At 48.8% G+C, this 25,115-nt stretch carries 24 protein-coding genes; 17 read left to right on the top strand and 7 right to left on the bottom strand.

The features are described from left to right. Positions 1-48: 48 nt before the first annotated feature. From fabF to ptsG, 7 genes are all read left to right on the top strand, one after another. Positions 49-1,290: a beta-ketoacyl-ACP synthase II gene (gene fabF / locus M977_RS18720; protein WP_064517913.1), complete on the top strand. Its 1,242-nt coding sequence runs from the start codon at positions 49-51 to the stop codon at positions 1,288-1,290. Between the two features lie 112 nt (positions 1,291-1,402). Further along, positions 1,403-2,203, top strand: coding sequence for an aminodeoxychorismate lyase (gene pabC, locus M977_RS18725; protein ID WP_064517915.1), 801 nt, complete (start codon positions 1,403-1,405; stop codon positions 2,201-2,203). Between the two features lie 10 nt (positions 2,204-2,213). After that, positions 2,214-3,236, top strand: a complete 1,023-nt coding sequence (gene yceG, locus M977_RS18730) for a cell division protein YceG (protein WP_064517917.1) — start codon at positions 2,214-2,216, stop codon at positions 3,234-3,236. After that, positions 3,226-3,864, top strand: a complete 639-nt coding sequence (gene tmk, locus M977_RS18735; protein ID WP_064517919.1) for a dTMP kinase — start codon at positions 3,226-3,228, stop codon at positions 3,862-3,864. Before yceG ends, tmk begins: the two co-directional genes overlap by 11 nt. Beyond that, a complete protein-coding gene (gene holB, locus M977_RS18740) occupies positions 3,864-4,871 on the top strand; it encodes a DNA polymerase III subunit delta' (protein ID WP_064517920.1) in 1,008 nt (335 codons plus the stop codon). The genes tmk and holB overlap by 1 nt, the downstream gene beginning before the upstream one ends. Before the next feature lie 11 nt (positions 4,872-4,882). Beyond that, on the top strand, positions 4,883-5,677 hold the full coding sequence (locus M977_RS18745; protein WP_064517922.1) for a metal-dependent hydrolase: 795 nt from the start codon (positions 4,883-4,885) through the stop codon (positions 5,675-5,677). A 300-nt stretch (positions 5,678-5,977) separates the two neighbouring features. Then, on the top strand, positions 5,978-7,411 hold the full coding sequence (gene ptsG, locus M977_RS18750; RefSeq protein WP_064517924.1) for a PTS glucose transporter subunit IIBC: 1,434 nt from the start codon (positions 5,978-5,980) through the stop codon (positions 7,409-7,411). A gap of 238 nt (positions 7,412-7,649) precedes the next feature. Here the strand turns inward: ptsG and fhuE are convergent, their stop codons facing one another. Then, entirely contained in the window at positions 7,650-9,839 is a 2,190-nt protein-coding gene (gene fhuE / locus M977_RS18755) for a ferric-rhodotorulic acid/ferric-coprogen receptor FhuE (RefSeq protein ID WP_064517926.1), read from the bottom strand. A 366-nt stretch (positions 9,840-10,205) separates the two neighbouring features. Between fhuE and hinT the strand changes: the two genes are divergently transcribed. From hinT to M977_RS18795, 8 genes are all read left to right on the top strand, one after another. Further along, a complete protein-coding gene (gene hinT, locus M977_RS18760) occupies positions 10,206-10,562 on the top strand; it encodes a purine nucleoside phosphoramidase (RefSeq protein ID WP_064517928.1) in 357 nt (118 codons plus the stop codon). A 4-nt stretch (positions 10,563-10,566) separates the two neighbouring features. Next, on the top strand, positions 10,567-10,941 hold the full coding sequence (locus M977_RS18765; RefSeq protein WP_064517930.1) for a YcfL family putative periplasmic lipoprotein: 375 nt from the start codon (positions 10,567-10,569) through the stop codon (positions 10,939-10,941). A 55-nt stretch (positions 10,942-10,996) separates the two neighbouring features. Continuing rightward, the gene (gene lpoB, locus M977_RS18770; RefSeq protein ID WP_245163518.1) at positions 10,997-11,593 is read left to right on the top strand and encodes a penicillin-binding protein activator LpoB; all 597 of its coding nucleotides are present in this window, start codon (positions 10,997-10,999) and stop codon (positions 11,591-11,593) included. Next, positions 11,571-12,395 carry a thiamine kinase gene (gene thiK / locus M977_RS18775; protein WP_074392065.1) on the top strand — a complete coding sequence of 275 codons (825 nt, stop codon included), beginning with the start codon at positions 11,571-11,573 and terminating at the stop codon, positions 12,393-12,395. Before lpoB ends, thiK begins: the two co-directional genes overlap by 23 nt. Before the next feature lie 21 nt (positions 12,396-12,416). Then, complete coding sequence (gene nagZ, locus M977_RS18780; protein ID WP_064517934.1) at positions 12,417-13,442, top strand: beta-N-acetylhexosaminidase; 1,026 nt, start codon at positions 12,417-12,419, stop codon at positions 13,440-13,442. 42 nt (positions 13,443-13,484) lie between these two features. Then, entirely contained in the window at positions 13,485-14,027 is a 543-nt protein-coding gene (ycfP, locus tag M977_RS18785) for an alpha/beta hydrolase YcfP (RefSeq protein WP_064517936.1), read from the top strand. A gap of 225 nt (positions 14,028-14,252) precedes the next feature. Then, positions 14,253-15,557: an NAD(P)/FAD-dependent oxidoreductase gene (locus M977_RS18790; protein ID WP_064517938.1), complete on the top strand. Its 1,305-nt coding sequence runs from the start codon at positions 14,253-14,255 to the stop codon at positions 15,555-15,557. Positions 15,558-15,771: 214 nt separating this feature from the next. Continuing rightward, entirely contained in the window at positions 15,772-16,308 is a 537-nt protein-coding gene (locus tag M977_RS18795; protein ID WP_064517940.1) for a glycine zipper 2TM domain-containing protein, read from the top strand. 69 nt (positions 16,309-16,377) lie between these two features. Here the strand turns inward: M977_RS18795 and M977_RS18800 are convergent, their stop codons facing one another. From M977_RS18800 to M977_RS18815, 4 genes are all read right to left on the bottom strand, one after another. Further along, the gene (locus M977_RS18800; protein ID WP_064517942.1) at positions 16,378-17,532 is read right to left on the bottom strand and encodes an MFS transporter; all 1,155 of its coding nucleotides are present in this window, start codon (positions 17,530-17,532) and stop codon (positions 16,378-16,380) included. A 78-nt stretch (positions 17,533-17,610) separates the two neighbouring features. Next, positions 17,611-18,213 (bottom strand): TetR/AcrR family transcriptional regulator, encoded by a 603-nt coding sequence (locus M977_RS18805; RefSeq protein ID WP_064517944.1) that lies wholly within the window; start codon positions 18,211-18,213, stop codon positions 17,611-17,613. Positions 18,214-18,346: 133 nt separating this feature from the next. Then, complete coding sequence (locus M977_RS18810) at positions 18,347-19,375, bottom strand: Gfo/Idh/MocA family oxidoreductase (RefSeq protein ID WP_064517946.1); 1,029 nt, start codon at positions 19,373-19,375, stop codon at positions 18,347-18,349. A 140-nt stretch (positions 19,376-19,515) separates the two neighbouring features. After that, on the bottom strand, positions 19,516-21,705 hold the full coding sequence (locus tag M977_RS18815) for a TonB-dependent siderophore receptor (protein WP_064517995.1): 2,190 nt from the start codon (positions 21,703-21,705) through the stop codon (positions 19,516-19,518). Between the two features lie 193 nt (positions 21,706-21,898). Between M977_RS18815 and M977_RS18820 the strand changes: the two genes are divergently transcribed. Continuing rightward, the gene (locus tag M977_RS18820) at positions 21,899-22,792 is read left to right on the top strand and encodes a siderophore-interacting protein (RefSeq protein ID WP_064517948.1); all 894 of its coding nucleotides are present in this window, start codon (positions 21,899-21,901) and stop codon (positions 22,790-22,792) included. 29 nt (positions 22,793-22,821) lie between these two features. On the opposite strand, the gene M977_RS18825 is transcribed toward M977_RS18820, so the two are convergent. After that, a complete protein-coding gene (locus M977_RS18825) occupies positions 22,822-23,454 on the bottom strand; it encodes a TetR/AcrR family transcriptional regulator (protein ID WP_064517950.1) in 633 nt (210 codons plus the stop codon). A 247-nt stretch (positions 23,455-23,701) separates the two neighbouring features. Between M977_RS18825 and bhsA the strand changes: the two genes are divergently transcribed. After that, positions 23,702-23,959 (top strand): multiple stress resistance protein BhsA, encoded by a 258-nt coding sequence (bhsA, locus tag M977_RS18830; RefSeq protein ID WP_064517952.1) that lies wholly within the window; start codon positions 23,702-23,704, stop codon positions 23,957-23,959. A 106-nt stretch (positions 23,960-24,065) separates the two neighbouring features. Here the strand turns inward: bhsA and ldtC are convergent, their stop codons facing one another. Continuing rightward, the gene (ldtC, locus tag M977_RS18835; RefSeq protein ID WP_064517955.1) at positions 24,066-25,007 is read right to left on the bottom strand and encodes a L,D-transpeptidase LdtC; all 942 of its coding nucleotides are present in this window, start codon (positions 25,005-25,007) and stop codon (positions 24,066-24,068) included. Positions 25,008-25,115 lie beyond the last annotated feature (108 nt).

Consider the following 25,115-nt stretch of genomic DNA (forward strand, 5'->3'; position numbering starts at 1 on the left):
ATCTAAGTGTCCCACTAGTATTATTTTTTCCCTCCCTGGAGGACAAACGTGTCTAAGCGTCGTGTAGTTGTGACCGGACTGGGCATGTTGTCTCCTGTCGGCAATACCGTAGAGTCTACCTGGAAAGCTCTCCTTGCCGGTCAGAGTGGCATCAGCCTAATCGACCATTTCGATACTACCGCCTATGCAACGAAATTTGCTGGCTTAGTAAAGGATTTTAACTGTGACGACATCATTTCGCGTAAAGAACAGCGCAAAATGGATGCCTTCATACAATATGGAATTGTTGCTGGCCACCAGGCCATGCTGGATTCTGGTCTGGAAGTAACGGAAGAGAATGCAATCCGTATCGGTGCCGCAATCGGTTCTGGTATTGGTGGTCTGGGTCTTATCGAAGAGAACCACGCCGCGCTCGTTAAGGGTGGCCCGCGTAAGATCAGCCCATTCTTTGTACCGTCTACTATTGTGAATATGGTGGCAGGTCACCTGACCATTATGTTTGGCCTACGTGGTCCTAGCATTTCCATCGCTACAGCGTGTACTTCTGGTGTGCATAACATCGGTCAGGCAGCGCGTATCATCGCTTATGGCGATGCAGACGCAATGCTTGCAGGTGGTGCAGAAAAAGCCAGTACTCCGTTGGGCGTGGGTGGCTTTGGTGCCGCACGTGCACTTTCTACCCGTAATGACAATCCGCAAGCGGCAAGCCGCCCGTGGGATAAAGACCGTGATGGTTTTGTGTTGGGTGATGGTGCGGGCATGATGGTACTCGAAGAGTACGAACATGCTAAGAAACGTGGCGCGAAGATCTACGCAGAAGTCGTTGGTTTTGGTATGAGCAGCGATGCTTATCACATGACTTCTCCACCAGAAACAGGGGCAGGTGCTGCACTGGCTATGGAAAATGCTCTGCGTGATGCAGGTATTACTCCAGGCATGGTGGGCTATGTCAATGCACATGGCACTTCAACGCCAGCTGGTGACAAAGCCGAAACACAAGCGGTTAAGACTATTTTTGGTGAAGATGCCTACCGTGTTCTGGTGAGCTCAACCAAGTCTATGACCGGTCACTTATTAGGTGCTGCAGGGGCTGTAGAGTCAATCTACTCTATCCTTGCACTGCGTGATCAAGTGGTTCCACCAACCATTAACCTCGATAATCCTGACGAAGGTTGCGATTTGGACTTTGTTCCTCATGTTGCACGTCAGGTAAAAGGAATGGAGTACACACTGTGTAACTCCTTCGGGTTTGGTGGTACAAACGGCTCGTTGATCTTTAAAAAGGTCTGATTGGCTGATAATAAAGGGCTCGCTTGCGAGCCCTTTATACATCTTAAATATCCCTCTTTTGCTGCACCATTCTCACTGGCACTCTTAATTCACGGAACATTGAGGAACGATGATGTATTTAATCAATGGTGAGTTGACGGCAAATCTTCCGGCAAACGATCGCGGCGTGCAGTTTGGTGATGGCTGTTTCACAACGGCAAGGGTCAAAGACAGTAGTGTGCGCTTTTTGGCGCAGCATCTTGACCGTTTAAAACAAGCCTGTGAAAAACTCCTTATCCCGTTTGTCGAATGGTCACTGCTTGAAAGTGAAATGCAGCAGCTTGCATTGTCACAATCACAAGCCGTACTAAAAGTGTTGATCACTCGTGGTAGTGGTGGGCGCGGTTACAGTGCAGCAAATTGCCAACATCCGACACGGCTACTCAGCGTTTCAGCTTACCCTTCGTTTTATCCACAATGGCGTGAGCAGGGGATTACCCTGGCATTAAGCCACATTCGATTGGGCATCAACCCGTATCTTGCCGGAATTAAACACCTGAATCGACTTGAGCAAGTGCTGATTCGTACGCATCTTGAACAGACGCAAGCCCAGGAAGCACTGGTTCTTGACAGTGATGGGTGGCTTACGGAATGCTGTGCCGCTAATTTATTCTGGCGTAAAGGATCTCAGGTCTTTACCCCTTATATGGATAAATCTGGTGTAAACGGCACGATGCGCCAGCATATTATTGCTTGTCTTGCAGACTCACCCTGGCAAGTAACGCAAGTGCGGGAGCGTCCTGAAAGTCTGGCTCAAGCCGACGAGTTACTCATTTGCAATGCATTGATGCCGGTTGTCCCTGTGAACCAGGCTGAATTATGGCGATTTGAATCTCGCGAGCTTTATCAATTTTTAGCACCACTTTGTGAGTAACCGATTAACGATGAAAAAGATGCTACGTTTCTTTCTGCTGCTGTTGGTTGTATTTGGCGTGGCGGCAGGCGTTGGCTTATACAAAGTCCGCCAGCTCGCTAACAGTCACCTGACCATTGCGCAAGAAACCATTTTCACCCTTAAACCTGGCACCGGTCGCCTGGCTTTGGGTAAACAATTGTATGACGAAAAATTGCTTAATCGCCCACGCGTATTCCAGTGGCTGCTGAAAGTTGAGCCCGATCTAGCTAATTTCAAAGCGGGTACCTACCGCTTCACGCCGCAAATGACAGTGCGTGAGATGCTCAAACTGTTAGCAAGCGGCAAAGAAGCGCAATTCCCGATTCGCTTTGTGGAAGGGACTCGCCTGAGCGACTGGCTGAAACAATTGCGCGAAGCGCCATACATTCAGCACACGCTTAAAGATGATAGCTACGCCACGGTCGCCGAAGCCTTAAAATTTGAACACCCTGAATGGGTCGAGGGCTGGTTCTTCCCTGACACTTGGCTATACACCGCAAATACGACAGATATCGCACTGCTAAAACGTGCTCATGAGCGGATGGTCAAAGCGGTTCAGGCTGCGTGGGATGGCAAAAAAGAAGGGCTGCCGTATAAAACTCAAAATGATTTGGTGACGATGGCCTCGATCATTGAGAAAGAAACGGCTGTCGCAGCAGAGCGCGATCAGGTCGCATCGGTATTCATCAACCGTCTGCGTATCGGCATGCGTTTACAAACTGACCCGACGGTAATTTACGGTATGGGTGAAAGCTATAATGGTAAACTGTCACGTAAAGACCTCGAAACGCCTACGCCGTATAATACCTACGTGATTAGCGGTATGCCGCCTGGACCGATTGCGATCCCTGGCAACGCCTCGCTACAGGCTGCGGCTCACCCGGCGAAAACACCGTATCTCTATTTTGTCGCGGATGGAAAGGGCGGCCACACATTCAATACCAACCTTGCAGGTCATAACCAGGCTGTGCAGGTGTATATCAAAGCGCTGAAGGATAAGAATGGTCAGTAAATTTATCGTCATTGAAGGGCTCGAAGGAGCAGGGAAAACTAACGCGCATAACGTGGTCGTTGCGACTTTAAAAGAGCTGGGTGTAACCGATCTGGTGTTCACGCGTGAACCCGGCGGCACACCTCTTGCGGAAAGATTGCGCGAGCTGACGCTGAACAACAAAGGTATCGGTGACGAAATCGTTACTGATAAAGCTGAAGTGCTCATGTTCTACGCAGCACGCGTGCAGTTAGTTGAAACAGTTATCAAACCGGCGCTATCACGTGGCGCATGGGTGATAGGCGATCGGCATGATCTCTCTACACAGGCTTATCAGGGCGGTGGTCGCTGCATCGATCAGGAATTACTCATGGCGCTGCGTAATACAGTGCTTGGTGATTTTTACCCGGACCTGACCATTTATCTCGATGTCACGCCAGAAGTGGGCCTGACACGTGCGCGTGCGCGTGGTGAGCTAGACCGCATCGAACAAGAGTCTGTCGACTTCTTTAACCGCACCCGTGCGCGTTACCTTGAGCTCGCCGCAGCCGACAGCCGTATTCATACGATTGATGCAACACAATCGTTGGATGATGTGTCGCAAGACGTGCGTAACGCCGTACTTGAGTGGGCTAAGGGGCTGGCGTAATGAAATGGTATCCATGGTTACGCGCGCCTTTTGAGCAAATCCTCAGCCAGTATCAGGCCGGGCGTGGGCACCATGCATTACTGCTTCATTCATTAGCCGGTATGGGTGACGACGCGTTAATTTACGCGCTCACCCGCTGGTTGATGTGCCAGAAACCGCAAGGGAGTAAAAGCTGCGGCCAGTGTCGCAGTTGCCAGTTGATGCAGGCCGGTACACATCCGGATAGCTATGTCGTTGCGCCTGAAAAGGGCAAATCAAGCCTTGGCATTGATGCCATCCGCGAAATTACTGAGAAGCTCTACAGCCATGCTCAGCAGGGTGGGGCAAAAGTCGTCTGGCTTGAAGATGCCGGGCTGCTTACTGAAGCGGCCGCCAATGCGCTGTTAAAAACGCTTGAAGAGCCGCCCGCGAACACCTGGTTTTTCCTGGGTAGCCGCGAACCGGCTCGTTTACCCGCCACGCTCAGAAGCCGCTGCCTGTACTGGTATTTGACTCCACCTGACGAGAATTTTGCCCTTGCCTGGCTGGCACGGGAAATCACGCTTGATAATGAACAACTGCGTGCCGCATTGCGTTTGAGTTCAGGCGCACCTGCAGGGGCTCTGGCTCTTTTGCAGCCAGAACAGTGGAAACACCGCCAGTTGCTATGCGACAAACTTAATGAAGCCTGTGCGACTAAAAATATGCTGGTGTTATTGCCTGCGTTGAATAGTGATGATGCAGCTGTCCGTGTCCACTGGTTATGCTCTCTTTTGGTTGATGCACTAAAATGGCAACAAGGGGCTACACCGTGGTTGACCAATGATGACCAACACGCATTGGTAGCAAACCTTGCCTCCAGCGCAACACCCGCGATGCTACAAGCTATACTGCATAGTTGGTTTTCATGTCGTGAAACACTGTTAAGTGTTGTGGGCGTGAACCGAGAATTAATGCTGACTGAACAATTGCTCACTTGGGAGCGTTTAATGCAACCGGGTGCAGTCCTTCCTACCTTCCATCTTTAAAGAGTATTTGTATGTTCCTGGTTGACTCACATTGCCATCTCGATGGCCTCGATTATCAATCTCTTCATAAAAGTGTTGATGATGTTCTGGAAAAAGCTGCCGCGCGCGATGTGAAGTTTTGCCTTGCAGTTGCGACGACGCTTGAAGGTTATCGCGATATGCGTCAGTTGGTAGGCGAACGCCAGAACGTTGCTTATTCATGTGGTGTGCACCCGCTAAACCAGGCCGAAGCTTATGATGTCGAGGAACTTCGCCGTCTGGCTGCTGATCCTGGCGTTGTGGCAATGGGTGAAACGGGTCTGGATTATTTCTATACCCCAGAAACCAAACCACGCCAGCAGGAATCATTCCGTCATCACATTCAGATTGGCCGCGAGCTCAACAAACCGGTCATTGTTCATACCCGTGATGCTCGTGCCGATACCCTGACCATTCTGCACGAAGAGAAAGTGACAGACTGCGGTGGGGTACTACACTGTTTTACGGAAGACAGAGAAACTGCTGGAAAATTGCTCGACATGGGCTTTTATATCTCTTTCTCCGGCATTGTGACCTTCCGCAATGCTGAACAACTCAGGGATGCGGCGCGTTATGTGCCACTGGATCGCATACTGGTGGAAACTGATTCACCTTACCTTGCGCCAGTGCCGCATCGTGGTAAGGAAAACCAACCGGCAATGACGCGCGATGTGGCGGAATATATGGCGGTACTGAAAGGTGTTTCACTTGAGGAATTGGCCGTTGCGACGACAAAAAACTTCGCTACATTGTTCCATATTCCTGACTCCCGCTTGCAATCCGCCTGATAAATCTGACTTATTTTAAAGCTCGTAATTAATTATCTAAGCGAGTAAAGTTCACCGCCATAAAAATGGCGGTGAAGGCTGTTTTTGTAACATTCAGATACGCATAATGTAAACTTATGAAAGTTTTTCACTGGGCTGTTTGAGAAACGTGATAGCCGTCAAACAAACTTTCTTCGATTTATTTTACTCTGCGTAATAAATCAAAAGGCACTTAGATGCCTGTTTATGGACCGGATCTCCCCCCAGTCCGATGCGCATAACGCGTAAAAAAAGCACAAATACTCAGGAGCACTCTCAATTATGTTTAAGAATGCATTTGCTAACCTGCAAAAGGTGGGTAAATCGCTGATGCTGCCAGTATCCGTACTGCCTATCGCAGGTATCCTGCTGGGCGTCGGTTCTGCAAACTTCAGTTGGCTGCCAGCAGTGGTTTCTCATGTTATGGCGGAAGCGGGCGGTTCAGTATTCGCCAACATGCCGCTGATTTTTGCTATCGGTGTGGCATTAGGCTTCACAAATAACGATGGCGTTTCTGCATTAGCCTCTGTGGTTGCATACGGCATCATGGTTAAAACCATGGCAGTTGTTGCGCCATTGGTACTGCATATCCCTGCAGAAGAGATCGCGTCAAAGCACCTGGCTGATACCGGTGTTCTGGGCGGTATTATCTCGGGTGCAATCGCAGCCTACATGTTTAACCGTTTCTACCGCATCAAGCTTCCAGAATACCTGGGCTTCTTCGCCGGTAAACGTTTCGTACCGATCATCTCTGGTCTGGCTGCGATCTTCATGGGCGTTGTGCTGTCCTTCATCTGGCCTCCAATCGGTACGGCTATCCAGACCTTCTCTCAGTGGGCTGCTTACCAGAACCCGGTTGTGGCATTCGGTATCTACGGTTTCGTAGAGCGCTGCCTGGTACCATTCGGTCTGCACCACATCTGGAACGTTCCATTCCAGATGCAAATTGGTGAATACACCAATGCTGCAGGTCAGGTATTCCACGGCGATATCCCACGTTACATGGCAGGTGACCCAACTGCGGGCAAACTGTCTGGTGGCTTCCTGTTTAAAATGTATGGTCTGCCTGCTGCTGCTATCGCAATCTGGCACTCAGCTAAACCTGAGAACCGTGCAAAAGTCGGCGGTATCATGATCTCCGCTGCACTGACCTCGTTCCTGACCGGTATTACCGAGCCAATCGAGTTCTCCTTCATGTTCGTTGCTCCAATCCTGTACATCATCCACGCGGTGTTGGCAGGACTGGCGTTCCCAATCTGTATCCTTCTGGGTATGCGTGACGGTACTTCCTTCTCTCACGGTCTGATTGACTTCATCGTGCTGAGCGGAAACAGCAGCAAACTGTGGTTGTTCCCAATTGTTGGCCTGTGCTACGCGGCGATTTACTACACCGTGTTCCGTGTGCTGATTAAAGCGCTGGACCTGAAAACTCCAGGTCGTGAAGATGCAACAACCGAAACCAGTACCACTTCCACAAGCGAAATGGCACCGGCTCTGGTTAGCGCTTTCGGCGGTAAAGAAAACATCACTAACCTGGATGCGTGTATTACCCGTCTGCGTGTTAGCGTGGCCGACATTTCTAAAGTCGACCAGGCTGGCCTGAAGAAATTGGGTGCGGCAGGTGTAGTAGTAGCTGGTTCAGGCGTTCAGGCAATCTTCGGTACTAAATCCGATAACCTGAAAACTGAAATGGATGAGTGGATCCGTAACAGCTAAGAAGTCGTTGGGGAGAACTGAGGGAGGCCATTGGCCTCCCTTTTTTATTGCCACCCCATAGCCGTCATATTTCAAGTTGCAGGGGTGTTGGCTGCACTCGCTCACCCCAGTCACTTACTTTAGGAAGCTCCTGGGGATTCGCTCATTTGCCGCCTACCTGCAACTTGAACTATTTAGGCTATGATTTGAAACCAATTTTGCATGGTGAATAATCTTGCGCCATCCACCATTAAGACGATTAGAAAGCGTAATTAGCGCTGACAGAGTAGTTGCGCGGTGCGCCGTAGACGATGGAACGGCTGTCGATGTTGCTGTCGTAAGTTTTGTCGAACAAGTTATCGATGTTCGCCTGTAACGAGAACGCTTTCGTAACCTGATAACGGGCAAACAAATCAACCAACGCATAACTGCCTTGTTCCGCACGGAAAGTACCACCCGGTACTGGAACATCCGCCCATACATGATCTTGCCAGTTAACACCGCCACCCACTGTTAGCTCGCGCAGTGTTGGGATGCGGTAACTGGTGAACAATTTAACTGAAGTGCGAGGCAGATTAGGGTTAACAGCTTTACCGTCGCTGTCTTCTGCAATATAACGTGTTGCACCAAATGTCATCTGCCAGTCATCAGTCAACGCGCCGTTAATCTCAAACTCCACACCCTTACTCACGGTACCATCAGCTTCACGGTAGGCCGTTTCACCGTTGCTGTCTGGAATTACCATGCCGGTCGATTGCGCGAGGTTATCTTGCTCAATACGAAAGATGGCAAGAGACGTGGTCAGACGGCTATTCATCCAGTCTGATTTCACGCCTGCTTCATAGTTGTTACCTGTGATTGGGGTAAGGTAATTCCCTTGCTCGTCACGCTCGGTTTGCGGCTTAAAGACGGAGGTATAACTTGCATATGTTGACCAGTCATCATTGATATCAAACACCACGCCGGCATAAGGCGACGTGTTATTTTTCTCAAGCTCCTGGGTTAGCGTATGCAGATTGTATTTGGTGTAACGCGCACCCACGATGACGTGCAAAGGGTCGGCTAGAGTAATACGAGTCGCCATATAAGCAGACTTCTGGCGAACCGTATCTTCCTGAGCGAGACTCAATGGCGTCCAGTTGGTTTCCGGGAAGTTGCCGTCATAGTCATTGTAATTGCCTAACTGGGTATCGCTGATGTTTTCCCACGAGCTGTAATAAGTATTGTTCTGTTTGGTGTAGCTGGTTCCAACCATGAGTTCATGCTGCTGGCCGAAGAGTTCATAAGAGCCATTGGCAAAGGTATCGAGAGCATCCACTTTGCGCTTACCGGTGTTATAACCCGTGCCACCTACATATGGGTAGGATGCGCCATATGGGCTAACCATCATGCCGCTGTTTTTATCTACCAGTCCATCCAGGTAAAGTTGCTTACTCTCGAGGTCCATTTCCGTGTGCGTGCCGTTAACCGTGAGCTGCCAGTCATTGCCCAGTTTTTGCTTCAGAGTGACGAAAGTACGCTGCGATTCTTTGTCGTTGTAAGCCCAGTCAGGGGCCGTGCTGTAGCTGCGGTCCGGGTCAGTTTTGCTGCCATCGGTGTACCAACGTGGAATACCGCCCCAGGTCGGGCTATTCACGTTGGTTTCCTGATAGTCATAACCGACTGAGAAACTGGTGGCCTCGGTCAAATCCGCATCGAGCACACCATAGAAGAATTTTTTCTTCTGGTTGTAGCGGTCAAGCCAGCTGTCGTTATCCTGATAACCTGCAACCATGCGGCCGCGAACATTACCATTGTCGGTCAGTGGCGTAGACATATCAGCAACATAGCGTTGTTTATTCCAGCTCCCATACTCTGCCGAAACGTTGGTCTGGAATTCACGGCTATCGGCATGTTTGCGCACCATATTGACGGCGGCTGAAGGGTTACCGGAACCAGTCATCAGGCCATTAGCACCACGGACAACTTCAATCTGCTGATACATCGCAGTATCGGTCAAGGCATCGCCCAGGTTCCAGCGCGATTCAAACAGCGTTGGGATGCCATCGACCATATAGTTGTCTATTAAAAAACCACGCGAGTAGAAGTTGCTGCGGTCGGAGTCGGCAACACTTTCAGATATACCCGTGGTGTTTTTCAGGACATCGCCCAGTGACTCAAGATTCTGGTCCTGCATGCGCTGCTCGCTGATGATGCTAACGGATTGCGGAATATCACGCGGCACCAGCAACATTTTCGTACCGCTGGTGGTGGTTTTAACACTGTAATCGCTCTCTTCTGCATCGGATGTATTAGATACCGAGTTTTCGACAACCAGCGTTTCTTCTGCATTTTGAGTGGCGGAGAAAGCGGTTGAAGGAACGAGTGCGAAAGCAATACAGGATGCCAGCATAGAAATAGCGCTGGCAGGTGCGCGTTGCCCATCCCTGGTAGAAATGGTTAAAGACATCTTAAACCCTTATGAATTATTGGAGGTTGTGTCTCAGTGCCAAAGGAGTCCGGTCACAGAGTACATTGATTGTTTGCGATTTTATTTGTGACACACGAATGAAAATGCAAATGAGAAATATACTCATTCATTGATAAGCTGTAAACATATGTTACAGCTCAAGTGAAATATGGTTTTAATCACGAGAAGTGCAGGGTTTACGAAAGATCTGAGAAGCAGGTTGCCCAAAGAGTGATAAAGAAATAATGGGTTAAGGTTGAAAGAGCACGAGTAACTCGCTCATACTCTTACGTTATGCCTTTAAGCCTGTGCGCGCAGCGACTTAAACGAGCAAATAGCCAGCAATTAATGAATAAAGGTAACGTCATGGCCGAAGAAACTATTTTCAGTAAAATTATTCGCCGCGAAATTCCGGCAGATATCGTTTATCAAGATGAGTTAGTTACTGCATTCCGTGACATATCGCCGCAGGCACCTACCCACATCCTTATTATCCCTAATATCCTGATCCCAACAGTTAACGATGTCACCGCTGAGCATGAACTGGCGTTGGGGCGCATGTTGACCGTTGCTGCAAAAATTGCTGAGCAAGAAGGGATTGCTGAGGATGGCTATCGTCTGATCATGAATTGCAATCGTCATGGCGGGCAGGAAGTCTATCATATCCACATGCATCTGTTGGGCGGTCGCGTGCTGGGTCCGATGCTGACGCATAAAGGATAAGTTGATGAAAAATAACCCGCTTTTAATGCTATTGGCCGTCATTGTCATGGCAGGGTGTAGCTCCAAACCTGCTATCCCTGTTAATGATGGGCAAACGCTGGTCATGGAGGCATCTGTGTTGGCGGCGGGAGTCAGTGCTGAAAAGCCTGAAATTTCAACTGACAAGGGCGCCACTGTTTCTCGCAGCCAGCTATATAATGAACAGTCTAACCCAGTCATCATCAACTATCGTTTCTATTGGTATGACGAAAAGGGTCTTGAGATTCATCCTCTCGAGCAGCAACGCACGATTACGTTACCAGCGAAATCAAGCGTTTCGGTGTCATCCATAGCCAGTTATCCAGACGCACGTAAAGTACGTCTTTCTCTCTCTTTGTAAGGGGTGAATTTTGATTAAGGGAATCTATCGTTATCTGGTTATTCTCGCTGCGGCGATGATTTTATCCGGGTGTATTAACCGTGGTGAAGCGCCTGCACCTGTGGAAGAAGTAAAACCTGTTCCGCAGCAACCAGTAGAGCCGCAACCAACTGTTCCAACAGTGCCAACTGTACCCACTCAGCCAGGCCCGATTGAACAGCCACAACCAACCATTCCTGCGACACCAAAAGTGCGCAGTTACGATTGGGGTAGCACCATGCAGCCAATGGTTGGCAAAATGCTTCAGGCCGAAGGTGTAACAGCCGGTGGCGTATTGCTGGTGGACAGCGTAAATAACCACACTAATGGTTCACTGCAAACCGGCAAAGCGACAGAAGCACTACGTGGTGCGCTGGAGAACAATGCCAAATTTACCCTTGTTTCAGCACAGCAGCTTTCGCTGGCGAAACAGCAATTAGGGTTATCACCGCAAGACAGTCTTGGATCGCGCAGTAAAGCGATTGGCATTGCCCGTAATGTTGGCGCGCAATATGTGCTCTACAGCAACGCCAGCGGTAATGTGAATGCACCGACGCTGAAAATGCAGTTGATGTTGGTACAAACTGGCGAAATTATCTGGTCAGGAAGCGGTGCTGTACAACAAACTCAATAATTCGACACTGCAACGTGTGATTGAGAAATATCTTCCGGCGGCTCAGGCCGCCGGTTGCTTTTCTCATCTTCAGGGATTAAGCGGCGGCAGCCTGCATTTCAACCTTGGTGGGCAAGAGTATGTTGCGCGGCATCAGCTTGCAGCGCAAATGCCTGGGGTTTCTCTCAGTAGACAATATCGGGCACTGAGACACCTTCCTACCGGAATAGGGCCTCGGCCCGTTTGTCTGGCAGAAGGCTGGCTTATCGTTGAATGGCTGAATGGGGAGGTGAAATCGGAACTCCCCTCACTGCAAACGCTCACTTCGTTGCTGTATGATTTGCATCGTCAACACTGTTTTGGCTGGCGAATCAGTCTGTTGCCATTGCTTGAGCATTATTGGCAAAACGCCGCATCACAACGAAGAAGTTTGCTCTGGTTGCGGTTGCTGAAACAAATGAAGCGGCAGGGTGAACCTAAGCCACTGCGTCTGGCACCACTGCATATGGATGTTCATGCCGGAAACCTGGTAAATCAGCCAGACGGTATCAAGCTTATCGACTGGGAATATGCCGGTGATGGGGATGTGGTGCTGGAGTTGGCGGCAATCGCGCTGGCTAGTAACGTTGATAGTGAGCAGTTAGTTCATGCTTACGCGCAGTTAAGTCATATTCCGCCAGAAGCGTTAGCCCGACAGGTCGCGTGTTGGCAACCTTGGGTCATTATGCTGATGGCATCCTGGTATGAATGTCGTTGGTCGCAAACGCAGGATAGAACATTTATAACTCTTGCAGACGAGGCCTGGAGCCAGTTGCGGGATTAGAATTGATAAAGAGAGGTTGATGTGGGTCCGGTAATGTTAGATGTGGCAGGCTTTGAGCTGGATGCCGAAGAGCGTGAAATACTAAAACATCCACTGGTTGGTGGGCTGATTCTGTTTACCCGCAACTATCACGATCCCGAGCAACTGCGTGAACTGGTGCGTCAAATCCGCGAGGCTTCCCGCAACCGTCTGGTGGTTGCCGTTGATCAAGAAGGCGGACGCGTTCAGCGGTTCCGTGAGGGTTTTACCCTTCTACCGGCGGCCCAATCATTTGCTGCGTTACATGGGCTTAAGCAGGGCGGCAAACTGGCTCAGGAAGCGGGCTGGTTGATGGCGAGCGAAATGATTGCCATGGATATCGACATCAGCTTCGCGCCAGTGCTGGATATTGGCCATATCAGCGCAGCCATTGGCGAGCGTTCATATCATGAAGATCCGCACAAAGCGTTGGCTATGGCGACACGCTTTATCGACGGTATGCATGCTGCTGGCATGAAAACTACCGGCAAACACTTCCCGGGGCATGGTGCGGTAACAGCAGATTCGCACAAAGAAACGCCGCGTGACCCGCGTGATGAAGTGCTTATCCGCGAACACGATATGCAGATTTTCCGTACGCTTATCACCGATAACAAACTTGATGCCATTATGCCTGCGCACGTTATCTACACTGACGTTGACCCACTTCCGGCGAGTGGTTCCCCGCACTGGCTGAAAACCGTGTTACGTGGTGAGCTTGGTTTTAACGGCGTTATCTTCTCTGACGACTTGTCGATGGAAGGGGCGGCGATTATGGGCAGCTATGCGGAACGTGGCCAGGCGTCACTGAATGCAGGTTGCGATATGATCCTGGTCTGCAATAATCGTAATGGTGCGGTGAGCGTGTTAGATAACCTGTCTCCGGTCAAAGCAGAACGTGTTACAGGTTTGTATCATAAAGGTTCATTTACCCGTCAGGAGCTGAGGTCATCAGCGCGCTGGAAGGCAGCAAGCCAGCAACTTGAGGCGCTGCATGAGCAGTGGCAAGCCCACAAGGCGGGTCTTTAACTCCTCAGGCCAGAAGGCCTGAATTCGTGTGGTGAGGATGCAATGATTATCTATTTACACGGTTTCGACTCTAACAGTCCTGGTAACCATGAAAAGGTGCTGCAACTCCAGTTTATCGACCCGGACGTGCGGCTTATCAGTTACAGCACGCGGCATCCGAAACACGACATGCAGCATCTGCTCAAAGAAGTCGACAAGATGCTGCAACTCAGTGACGATGAACGCCCACTGATTTGTGGCGTTGGGCTTGGAGGCTTTTGGGCCGAACGTATCGGTTTCTTGTGCGATATTCGTCAGGTGATCTTTAACCCGAATTTGTTCCCGCAAGAGAACATGGAAGGGAAAATCGATCGCCCTGAAGAGTACAGCGATATTTCGACCAAGTGTGTGCAAAACTTCCGCGAGAAAAACCGCGATCGTTGCCTGGCGATTTTGTCGCGTAATGATGAAGCGCTCGATAACACCCGTGCTGCAGAATTGCTGCATCATTACTATGAAATCGTATGGGATCAGGAACAGACCCATAAATTCAAAAATATCTCACCACATTTGCAACGTATAAAAGCGTTCAAAACCCTCGGCTAGCCGGGGCTTAAAGACGTAAAAGTGAAAGGGTCAGCTATGTGCTGGCCCTTTTTGTTTATCTTTTCGGCATAAAAATTTGACGCACATCAATTTTGGTATGACCAATACACCATCCATGTTATTCTTTGGTCACATTAGTGAGTTTGTTTAGGTAACTTGTTGTTAATTAAATGCTATTTACATAACCTTTAATTAACAATTGGTTAATATTTTAAGGGGGTCACTTTGACTACGCCATTAAGAAAGATTGTCATTGTCGGTGGTGGTGCTGGCGGACTTGAACTGGCCACTCAGCTCGGTAAAAAACTAGGCCGTGGTAAAAAAGCGAAAGTTACGCTTATCGATCGTAACCATAGTCATTTGTGGAAACCGCTGTTGCATGAAGTCGCAACCGGTTCACTGGATGAAGGTGTGGATGCGCTGAGCTACCTGGCTCATGCCCGTAACCATCACTTCCAGTTCCAGCTTGGTTCAGTGGTTGATATCAACCGCGAAAGCAAAACGCTGACGCTGTCAGAACTGCGTGACGATAAAGGCGAGCTGCTGGTTCCTGAACGCAAAATCCCTTACGACACGCTGGTGATGGCGCTGGGTAGTACTTCCAACGACTTCAACACGCCGGGTGTGAAAGATAACTGTATCTTCCTCGATAACCCGCATCAGGCGCGTCGTTTCCACTCCGAAATGCTGAATCTGTTCCTCAAGTATTCTGCAAATCTGGGTGCCAGCGGCAAAGTGAATATTGCTATCGTTGGTGGCGGGGCTACCGGTGTTGAGCTGTCTGCGGAACTGCACAATGCGGTGAAACAGCTGCACAGCTACGGCTACAAAGGCCTGACGAACGAAGCGCTAAATGTAACGCTGGTGGAAGCCGGTGAACGCATTCTGCCTGCGCTGCCACCACGTATTTCAGCAGCGGCTCACAGCGAGCTGACTAAACTTGGCGTGCGTGTTCTGACGCAAACCATGGTGACTTCTGCGGATGCTGGTGGACTCAATACCAAAGATGGCGAATATATCGCAGCAGATCTGATGGTTTGGGCTGCAGGTATCAAAGCACCAGACTTTATGAAAGATATCGGTGGTCTTGAGACTAACCGTATCAACCAACTGGTGACTGAGCCTACGCTGCAAACCACCCGCGACCCTGATATTTTCGCGATTGGTGACTGTGCATCCTGTGCACGTCCTGAAGGCGGCTTTGTGCCTCCACGTGCACAAGCGGCACACCAGATGGCCTCATTGGTTCTGACCAATATTCTGGCGCAGATGAAAGATAAACCGCTGAAGTCCTATGTTTATAAGGATCACGGTTCACTGGTGTCGCTGTCTAAGTTTTCAACTGTTGGCAGCCTGATGGGTAACCTGATGCGCGGTTCGATGATGGTAGAAGGGCGTATGGCACGTTTCGTCTATATCTCTCTTTACCGCATGCACCAGTTCGCACTGCATGGCTACTTCAAAACTGGCTTGATGATGTTGGTGGGTAGTATTAACCGCGTGATTCGTCCGCGCCTGAAACTGCACTAATCGCGATTAAGATTGATATTCAAACCCGGCCTTGAGCCGGGTTTTTTTATACATGGCAGCATAAAAATCCATAAATGAACATTTCATGCTTAGGATTTCTCTCAAACATATAGTTTCAGCCTATGAATCCGCATTTTTCATCCGTTGTCTGATTTGTGGAAAGCCTCCTTTGGCTGCAAAATTGTAAGCAATTGCACAATCAGGAGGATGTCCTGTGAATAAATCAATGTTAGCGGGTATAGGTATCGGTGTGGCCGCAGCACTGGGTGTGGCAGCGGTTGCCAGCATGAATGTTTTTGACCGTGGCCCTCAGTACGCACAGGTAGTGTCAGCGACACCCATTAAGGAAACAGTAAAAACGCCACGCCAGGAGTGCCGCAACGTAACGGTAACTCACCGCCGTCCTGTCCAGGATGAGAACCGCATTCTTGGTTCTGCGCTGGGAGCTGTTGCAGGTGGTGTTATTGGCCATCAGTTTGGTGGTGGGCGTGGTAAAGATGTTGCAACGGTTGCCGGTGCATTAGGTGGTGGTTACGCAGGTAACCAGGCTCAGGGCGCAATGCAAGACCGCGACACCTACACCACTAGCCAGCAGAAATGCAAAACCGTCTATGACAAATCAGAGAAAATGATCGGTTATGACGTAACTTATCGCATTGGCGATCAGCAGGGCAAAATCCGTATGGATAAAGACCCTGGCACGCAGATTCCGCTCAATGACAATGGCCAGTTAGTTTTAAACAAAATCTAACGGTTTTAAATTGATCGCTAAACGCCCGGATCATCGATGACTCGGGCGTTTTAGTTACGATTCAGTAGATTAATTCCATCCCTGTTTTCCACGGCGTGCATAAGGTAAAACAGACAATAAAGCCAGAATAGCTAATATCAGACCAATCCATAAGGCCGATCGTAATCCATACCCGGATGAAATAGCCATTCCACCTAAATAAGAACCGCCACCCAAACCAATATTAATTACCGAAGTATGAACCGCATTTACCATCGGACCTGGATGAGCCACACTAACAATACGTGCCATCATTGCTGGATTCATAGGAACGCCAGATAAACCGATAAATATGACTGCCAGAATTGCGATCGATTGATATTGTGTAAATAAGGCCATGCCTAATAATGAAATGATTAGAACAATTAACCCGACAACCATAATGGCTAAGCTATGACGATATGCCAGCCTTCCGGTTATCATATTACCCACAATGTTCGCCAGGCCATAGAGCATCAAAATAAAGGGGACTGTCTGCATATTAAAATCAGCTACATCAACCAATACGGGTACGAAATAACTAAAGGCGGCAAAACTGGCACCTAAAATTAAGCAGCTTGTAGCACAGGCTTTCCAGTAAGCTTTGTTTTTGAATGCTTTTATTTCTTCAGCCATTTTGATGGCACTACCGCCAGCCATAGGCGGTAATAGACGCACTAATGCGCACAGGCATATGAAGACAAGAATGGCGACCAATCCAAAGCTCATTCGCCAGCCCCATTGCTGATCGATGATAGTCGCAAGCGGGACACCAAAAACGTTAGATACCATAAAGCCAGCGATGACGATTGAAGCCGCGCGTGGACGACTCTCCACAGGCACGAGTGCCATGCTTGTTGCTAAAGACAGACTCAAACAACCCGCGCACAAAATACCCGTCACAATTCGGATTGCGACCAGAACATTGTAATCCGAGACAAACGCACTAAATCCTTGAACAATAACATACAGCCCTAATAGCCATAATAATGTTGTTCTATAGGGAGCTTTAAATTTTAGAAAAACATAGGTTAATACTGGGCCGCCCAACATCACGCCAAAAGCATAATAAGAGATGAGATGCCCGACTTCACCCACCGTAATATCGAATGCGTCTGATAGGGTAGACATCATACCCGCTACCATTAATTCAGCAGTGCCAAGCGAAAAAATAGCCAACCCTAAAATATAAACAACTAACGGCATAATTTTTAATTTTCTCCATGTATTGGAATGATCGTTACAAAATGAAAGGCAAAAATAGATGAGATTTTTAGATGGAAATTACAAGTTGATTAACAGGCCAACGACGACATCTTCGAGGGTTTTTCTATCTGAAATATTTTTGCTTAGAACACGTAAACCATAGTAACCCGCCATAAAACCTCTTGCCATTTCTATAGCTGAAGCTTTATTGCTTAGTTCACCATTCTGTTGACCCTCGGAAAATACCAATACCAAAGTTTGTTCTAAACGCTGGCGATATTCCCTGTTCAGGTTGGCAACTGTTCCGTCTTTACTGCCTTGCTCCAGAGCAGAAAAAAGGACCATTGCATCATGTTGTTCTGGTTGCGAGAGATCTTCGGTAATACCCCAGAGCAGAAGGGTATGTAATCGTTCTTTCACCGGACCAGATTGTGTAAGAATTGCTAGCTGTGCCGACATTGTTTGCTCATGGCTACGCAACAAAGCTTGCTCATACAGAGCCTGCTTGCTACCAAAGGCATTATATAAGCTTCCCCGCCCTAATCCGGTGCCATTGCATAAATCTTGCGCAGAGGTGCCCGCGTAACCATGAGTACTAAAAACAGCTACAGCGGCATCAATGACATCCTTGTCTTCGAACGTTCTTGGACGACCAGGATAAGTTGGTTTTTCGACACTCATAGGGAAGGGTGACTCGAAATGAGTTGAAGCGGCATAGTATTGATTATGGAACGATCAGTCAAATATTTTCCACAAACAAATGGCCGTTCTCTGGCAATCCATAAAGTTGTTATTTTGTGCCGTGAAAATCCCATCAATGTGGGCCGCGTAACTGCTGTTGCAACTCCAGCAAGGCAGTAACTTCTGCTATCCGGCGCTGAGTGTAGGCTGGTATTTCTTCAGGTGTGCGCAAGAACAACCTTTGCTCGCCAAAGACAACATCATGTAAACAACGGTCGTAAAGCGGCCCCGCCAAGGTGCTGCACTCGGTTCCCTGTTCAGAAATCCGTTCAACTACCTCATTCAAACCTTGACGATCGATATTGATAATTTGCCCGTTATGAAGATGAATTCGCATCCCTTTTTGGCCGCCAGCAGGCCCGGCATATTTATTGAGATGGAGCGTAAAGGGAATGCCGCTCATCGTTCCGGTTAACAGCGCTTCACCTTCCGCGGTAGTGAAGTCACCCGCCGCAATTGCATTCCCCAGGTGGTCGCGTGCGTAACTGAGTTCCACGGTGAGCTGGTCATTGCCACCTAACTGATGGACAGTTTCACGCATCATGGCGAGAGTATGAGTACCGATATCGACAATTACACCGTCAGGATGACGCAACTGGCGGGTGTCCGCTTCACCCGTTGCAAAGTTCAGGGCAATCGGCTCACCTGCGGCATTAAAACCACTTGGCTCCATTAAAAAACCTTCGATGCACTTTATCTCATTGATGTTGTGAATGTGATTACAGGCTTGAGTACGAATCATCCAGTGATCCAAAGCCAGAACACGCACGGCATTTTGTGGTTGCGCGAGCAGTGTTTTAAGTGTCTCAAGTTGTGCAAGTGTGGCAGCAACCGGTTTTTCTACCACAATCGCAGGCACATCACTTTGCAAGACTCGCTCAAGAACGGGAAGGTGATGAAGAGACGATGTCGTGATAAGCACCACGTCGAGCGGCATTGCTAAAAGTGCATCCAGGGAATCACAACGGGTAATGCCGTCAATCTCACGCGCCGGGTCAGCGTCATAACCGTAACATTTGAGCAAGGGAGTAGAGATGCGGCGTAGCGCCGGGAGATATGCTGTTTCGATGACTGAACCTAAACCGATTAAACCTGCCAACATAAGCTAATCCTACCAAATATAAGCCGTACCTATCATTAGAGTCCCTATGTTTTAAATGACTACTGGGTTTTGGTCGAGAAGGATTTTGTGTATGAGAGTAAAAAAGCAGGCTGGTTTTTAGCCAGCCTGCTGTGATCAATTTAGAATTGCAGGGAGTAATTCACACCGTAAGTGCGCCCACGCCCTTTATATTCGTACAGCGAAGGGCTGCCGTACGTTGGACTGTAAAGCAATGGTGCGCGCTGGCCCCACACGGTGGTGTAGTCTTTATCAAGCAGGTTTTCGATGTTGAAGCTCAGCTTGCCTAGTGGTAGAGCGTAGCTTCCAATAAAGTCGACGGTGTTATAACCATTAATCTTATTGTCGCTGGCATCGGTTAAATCAAAGGTCTGCTGGCTTTGAACTCGCAGGCTCCACGGGTCTGGTGCCCAGCCAACATACGCGGTGGCTTTTGAAGGGCTTGCGTAAATCACGTCCCATTTCTGCCATTTGCCATCCACTTTAGTTTCGGACTTAAGCACGTTAAAGTTAAAGCCGGTGCTCCAGTTCGAGTCTGGAATAAAGTAATCCACAGCACCTTCAACACCGTAAATACGACGCTTGTCATCTTCCACATTGATGGTCATATCTGCGCGGTTGATGGAGATCGACTTGTCAGACAACGAGTAGTACGCCGCAATTTGGCTGCGCAGGCTATCACCGGTATAACGCCAACCCAACTCATAAGAATCGACTTTGATCCCCTGAAGTTTTGACTGCCCGACGTTCACGCTATTTACCAGTTGGTAATGGCCATTCACCAGTCGGTAAGTGCCATTACCGTAGTATTTGCCTGGATCAGGAAGCTCTACACCTTGTGAGAAGTTAAACCACGCTTGCTGGCGGTCAGTAATATGCATTAACAGACCAGCATTGAATAACGCGTTGTCGTAATCCGTGCTGCCGCCAGGGATTGCGTCCGCAGACTGAGCGATACCGTTTGCAATACCTTGTTGCTGAGTAAAGCCAACAAAATCATCGACTTTGTTCTCAGTCCATTGGTAACGCACGCCGCCGCTCAGGGTAAACAGATCGTTGATGTCATAACTGCTTTGCAGGAACGGAGCGAGGTTAGTGATGGTGTAACCTGGATAGCGGCCAGTGGTGTAAATGCTCTGATTATTCAGACCACCTGAAGCATTGGCTTTTGCGAGATCAAAGAACATTTGGTTCGAGGTAAAGCTCTCGTGATCGGCATCGACGCCATAGGTAATCTGCCAGCCATCCAGCGGTTGGCTGGTAAGAGCCAGTTTCGCCCCGTACTGATCGGTATCCTGCTGGGAGGCCGAGAAACTGGTTACGGCTCCACGCGTGAGCGTCGGGAAAGGATAGAAGGTCAGAGACTCATCACGATAGTAAATCTGCCCAACCACTTCCTGGCCGAGGAAGTCGCTGTTGGAGTATTGCAGGCTAATCAGATGGCGCTCGGTACCAGGAATGCGGTCAGAATTAAGATTGTCACTGACAAACGCTTTGCCATTACCGGTCACTGCGGAGAAATTTTCACCCAGATTCAGCCCGTAATCACCGTCTCCCTGGCTTTTATAATATTGAGTCACCACCTGCAGTTGCTGGGTTTCATCAATATTTATCGTGCCGGTACCCATGACATCCAGACGGTCGGAATACTGTAAACCGGTTTGCGTGTTATCGAGCAAAGTCTGGTCGCCATTGCCATCAAACCAGCCACCAAATTTCTGATAAGCCACAGATAAACGGCCAGAGGCATTATCGTTACCGCCAGAAATGGAGCTGGCGACACGTTCATCATGATCTTTACTGCTGTTAAAACCAGACTTAATCCCGGTTTCAAATTCGGCCTGAGTGTCAGGCTGGCCCTTTTTCGTCACGATATTAATCAGACCGCCAGTACTACCACCGCCATACAGCGAAGTTGCGCCAGAGATAACTTCGATGTGTTCAATGTTGAAAGGGTCAATAGAGTCGAGCTGACGGCTATCGGTACGTGAAGAGTTCAGACGAACGCCATCCACTAAAACCACGATAGAACGGCCGCGCATGTTCATGCCGTAGTTGGTACGGCTTTGGCTACTGACATCCAGACCGGGAATTAACTGTGCAAGTGCGTCTTTCAGCTCCTTGCCTCCCTGAATCTGTTGCTCAAGCTCGGTGCCTTCAATAATCCAAGTGGTCTGCGCCATTTCAGCCACCGTACGATGCATACGGTTCGCAGAAACCAGAATATTTTCTTCGGAAGTTTGCTGCGCGAAAGCCGGAGCCATCATCGCCAGAAGCAACGGGTTAAGCACCCAGCGTGCGTTTTTATGCATCATCATCATTCCTTGGATGGGAAAATATTAACATTTTAAAATGTTTTGAAATAAGAACGAGCTGAATTCTGCCGATAACGGTTCTCATTATCAATCTCAATTGATAGTATTTCTCAAATTAATCTTATGAATAATCATATGATTTCTGTGGGTAATTTTTTTGGCGATGGCAAGACAAGGCAAAGGAGCTGAAATGGCAGAGGTACAAAGCTACAGATTGTTTAATGTGCAGCTAATGCATAAATCACACGTTTCACCTTCGCTGTTGAGTCTGGTATTTGGCGGTCCGGATGTGGCAAACATGAAATGTGATTCGCCCGACCAGCGAATCAAAATGTTGTTCCCGTCTGAAGATGGCTCAATTCCGAACTTGCCAGAACATGGGCAGTGGTATTCGTTGTTGCAAGAATTACCCAAAGAAAAGCGGCCGATTGTGCGCACTTATACCTTGCGGCACGTTGACTGCGAGCGTCAGCAGGTGACTGTTGAATTCGTCAGTCACGGCACGGAAGGGCCTGCCTCCGCATGGGCAATTAGCTCGCAATCCGGTGATAAAATACAAATTGTCGCGCCGAATGCCGATTACCCGGCAGACAGCGGCGGTTATGAATGGACGCCACCTGCGGATTTGCGCCAGGGATTAATTGTTGCGGATGAAACTGCATTGCCTGCGGCGCGAGGCATACTTGAACTGCTATCGAAACTGCAAAATCCTCCAAAAATTCAGGCGTTTTTTGAAGTCCCGGAGCAGGGGGATTGCGTGGATTTAAGTGAATTTGGTTTTGCGAAAATTCATTGGTTGCCGCGAAAGGCTGTCAACGCAAGGCATGGGGAGTGCTTACTCAAGGCGGTAAGTGAATGTGCCCAACTCCCTAAAGCTGCGGGGATCACAGAAACAGTTAATGAAGAGGCTGAAGGTGAACTGTTGTGGGATAAAGCCACAACGGCCAGTAACGCTTTTTACGGCTGGGTTGCGGCGGAATCATCGGTTGTGAAAATGCTGCGCCGTTACTTAATTGGAGAATGCGGTGTGAGCCATGACGCCATCAACTTTATGGCCTACTGGAGCAAAGGGCGAGAGCGTTAATACAAAAAGGGCGGTAAAGCCGCCCATGGTTAGTTTTTCTTTAGTTCCGGTAACAATCGTAGTGTGGTTTTCACGATCTGCATCAGCTCTTCATAGCTGGCATTTTCGATTGCGCTGATCGACATCCCCTGAATGATACAACAGAGATATTTCGCCAGATTGCGTACGCTTGTGGTTGCCGGAATTTCACCTTTTTGCTGTCGCTGCTCCAGGAAGTGAACCAGAGTCGCTTCCTGCATCGACTGACGCATTTTTATCATCGCGGAGATATCTTCCGAAGAGACGGCCAACACCGCAGAGGTACATATCATAAAGCAGCCTGATGGTGTCTCTTTGTCAGTAAACATCTCTGCCAGCAAAGAGAGATAATCTTCCAGGGTCTGTTCCAGAGTACGATCTTCGCAATAAAGGCAAGCCTCACGCTGCTGCGTTACTCGTGCGATATAGCGATCTAATACTGCCTTGAACATACCTTCTTTGTTGGTGAACTCTGCATAAAGCGTTGGCGCTTTTGCACCTGTTGCTTCAACTAAATGTGCCATAGAAGTGGCTTCGTAGCCGTGTTTCCAGAACAAAGCCATGGCCTTGTCAAGTGCAGCTTCCCTATCAAACACCTTCGGTCGGCCACGGCTTTTTTTAATGCAACTAGTGTCAGTGGACATGGGAACCGTTTAACCTTTGTCTGTTTAGTGAACGATCATTATAAAAATAATAACACGCGTAAGCCAGAGGTTGATTATTAAAAATAATTTAATCCTATGCTTATGAAAAATAGTGCGTTTATAAAATAATTAACGAGCGTTATAAAAATAGTTTGACGCGTGATGCAGATCACATCTATGATTTAGTTATCGATCGTTAAGTAAAGAACTTAACGGCCTACTAAATCATCTGCTCAAGGTAAATAACATGAAAAACGTAAAAACTCTTATCGCTGCTGCTGTTCTTAGTTCACTCTCTTTCGCAAGCTTTGCCGCTGTTGAAGTGCAGGCAACGCCAACCGGTCAACAGAAAGTCGGCACAATCACCGCAACAGCTGGGACAAACCTGGGTTCGCTGGAAGATCAACTGGCTGAGAAAGCCGAACAAATGGGTGCCAGCTCATTCCGTATTACTTCAGTTACCGGCCCGAACACTTTGCACGGTACTGCGGTAATTTATAAATAAGCATACCCTTCATACTTCAAGTTGCAGCGGTGTTGGTCGCGCCCATTCAATAAAAAAGGCCCTGTTGAAAAACAGGGCCTTTTTTCTATCCGAACTAGCGCGATAATCAGATTTCGTTGGTCGCTACAGTATGCGCGTTGACTTCAATTGGCATGCCAGAGCGGTGCAGCATCGCCTGTTCCATAACTGTCGCGTCAGTTTCAGGGGCGGCCTGGAACTGTTTCATTTGTTCAGTCAGCGTAATCGGCAGCACTTGAGGATCATCATTAATATTTTTCGACAGTGGCTGATGCACCTCAACTAAACGTCTGCCATCTGGCTCGATGGACGTTTTAATCGCGGTATTAATAATGCGAACTGGCGTTCCGACAGGCATATCTTTGTACAGCGCTTTGATATCGCCATCACGCAGACGAATACAGCCTGAGCTGACACGCATGCCGATGCCGAAATCTGCGTTAGTTCCGTGCAGTAGATAAACTCCGCCAAAGGCTGCGAGACGAATCGCATGATGGCCCATTGGGTTCTCAGGCCCGGCAGGAACAACAGCTGGCAGCTTGATGCCATTTGCCAGGTAACGAGCGCGAATATTTGCGGTTGGGGTCCAGGTTGGATTGGCCCGTTTATCTGAAACACTGGTCACCATCGTTGGCGTTACCGTATCACCACCAAGCTGGCCGATACCAATCGGGTAAACCGTCACGCTGTTCTTTCCTTTGGGATAATAGTAAACGCGTAGCTCGGCAAGATTGAGAACCAGCCCTTCACGTGGGGCATCCGGCAGTATCATCTGACGTGGAATGGTCAAAACACTGCCCGCACGGGGAACATAGGGATCGACGCCAGGGTTGGCCTGTAATAAAGCAAGGAAGCCCACATTGTATTTTTTGGCGATAGCCTCAAGTGAACCACCGTCATCTTTTACCTCATGGAAAAAATTCTGACCGATAAGACGGCTGCCTTCTGCTGGTAGAGGATAAGAGTTGGCATTCGCGTTAAAAGCGGTGAGTGCTGCGCTAACCAGCATAATCGACGCCAGCCACCGCATAGCGCGTGCCTTGCGAGATGATAAAACGCTCAAAGAGGTAATCACGATAAACCCTATAAGTATTATGGTTAATGTTATAAAAAAGTTAATCGATGATTATGGCAGGGG

Origin of the sequence: Buttiauxella gaviniae ATCC 51604 (assembly GCF_001654835.1) — a bacterium.
GTDB lineage: Bacteria > Pseudomonadota > Gammaproteobacteria > Enterobacterales > Enterobacteriaceae > Buttiauxella > Buttiauxella gaviniae.

Excerpts from the sequence above, each read along its gene's own strand:
- M977_RS18815 (WP_064517995.1), bottom strand. The coding sequence starts at position 21,705 with ATGCATAAAAACGCACGCTGGGTGCTTAACCCGTTGCTTCTGGCGATG.
- M977_RS18810 (WP_064517946.1), bottom strand. The coding sequence starts at position 19,375 with ATGTTGGCAGGTTTAATCGGTTTAGGTTCAGTCATCGAAACAGCATAT.
- ycfP (WP_064517936.1), top strand. The coding sequence starts at position 13,485 with ATGATTATCTATTTACACGGTTTCGACTCTAACAGTCCTGGTAACCAT.
- hinT (WP_064517928.1), top strand. The coding sequence starts at position 10,206 with ATGGCCGAAGAAACTATTTTCAGTAAAATTATTCGCCGCGAAATTCCG.
- M977_RS18800 (WP_064517942.1), bottom strand. The coding sequence starts at position 17,532 with ATGCCGTTAGTTGTTTATATTTTAGGGTTGGCTATTTTTTCGCTTGGC.
- M977_RS18765 (WP_064517930.1), top strand. The coding sequence starts at position 10,567 with ATGAAAAATAACCCGCTTTTAATGCTATTGGCCGTCATTGTCATGGCA.
- ptsG (WP_064517924.1), top strand. The coding sequence starts at position 5,978 with ATGTTTAAGAATGCATTTGCTAACCTGCAAAAGGTGGGTAAATCGCTG.
- M977_RS18825 (WP_064517950.1), bottom strand. The coding sequence starts at position 23,454 with ATGTCCACTGACACTAGTTGCATTAAAAAAAGCCGTGGCCGACCGAAG.
- ldtC (WP_064517955.1), bottom strand. The coding sequence starts at position 25,007 with ATGCGGTGGCTGGCGTCGATTATGCTGGTTAGCGCAGCACTCACCGCT.
- lpoB (WP_245163518.1), top strand. The coding sequence starts at position 10,997 with ATGATTTTATCCGGGTGTATTAACCGTGGTGAAGCGCCTGCACCTGTG.
- M977_RS18805 (WP_064517944.1), bottom strand. The coding sequence starts at position 18,213 with ATGAGTGTCGAAAAACCAACTTATCCTGGTCGTCCAAGAACGTTCGAA.
- M977_RS18820 (WP_064517948.1), top strand. The coding sequence starts at position 21,899 with ATGGCAGAGGTACAAAGCTACAGATTGTTTAATGTGCAGCTAATGCAT.
- fhuE (WP_064517926.1), bottom strand. The coding sequence starts at position 9,839 with ATGTCTTTAACCATTTCTACCAGGGATGGGCAACGCGCACCTGCCAGC.
- yceG (WP_064517917.1), top strand. The coding sequence starts at position 2,214 with ATGAAAAAGATGCTACGTTTCTTTCTGCTGCTGTTGGTTGTATTTGGC.
- pabC (WP_064517915.1), top strand. The coding sequence starts at position 1,403 with ATGTATTTAATCAATGGTGAGTTGACGGCAAATCTTCCGGCAAACGAT.
- tmk (WP_064517919.1), top strand. The coding sequence starts at position 3,226 with ATGGTCAGTAAATTTATCGTCATTGAAGGGCTCGAAGGAGCAGGGAAA.
- bhsA (WP_064517952.1), top strand. The coding sequence starts at position 23,702 with ATGAAAAACGTAAAAACTCTTATCGCTGCTGCTGTTCTTAGTTCACTC.
- M977_RS18745 (WP_064517922.1), top strand. The coding sequence starts at position 4,883 with ATGTTCCTGGTTGACTCACATTGCCATCTCGATGGCCTCGATTATCAA.
- holB (WP_064517920.1), top strand. The coding sequence starts at position 3,864 with ATGAAATGGTATCCATGGTTACGCGCGCCTTTTGAGCAAATCCTCAGC.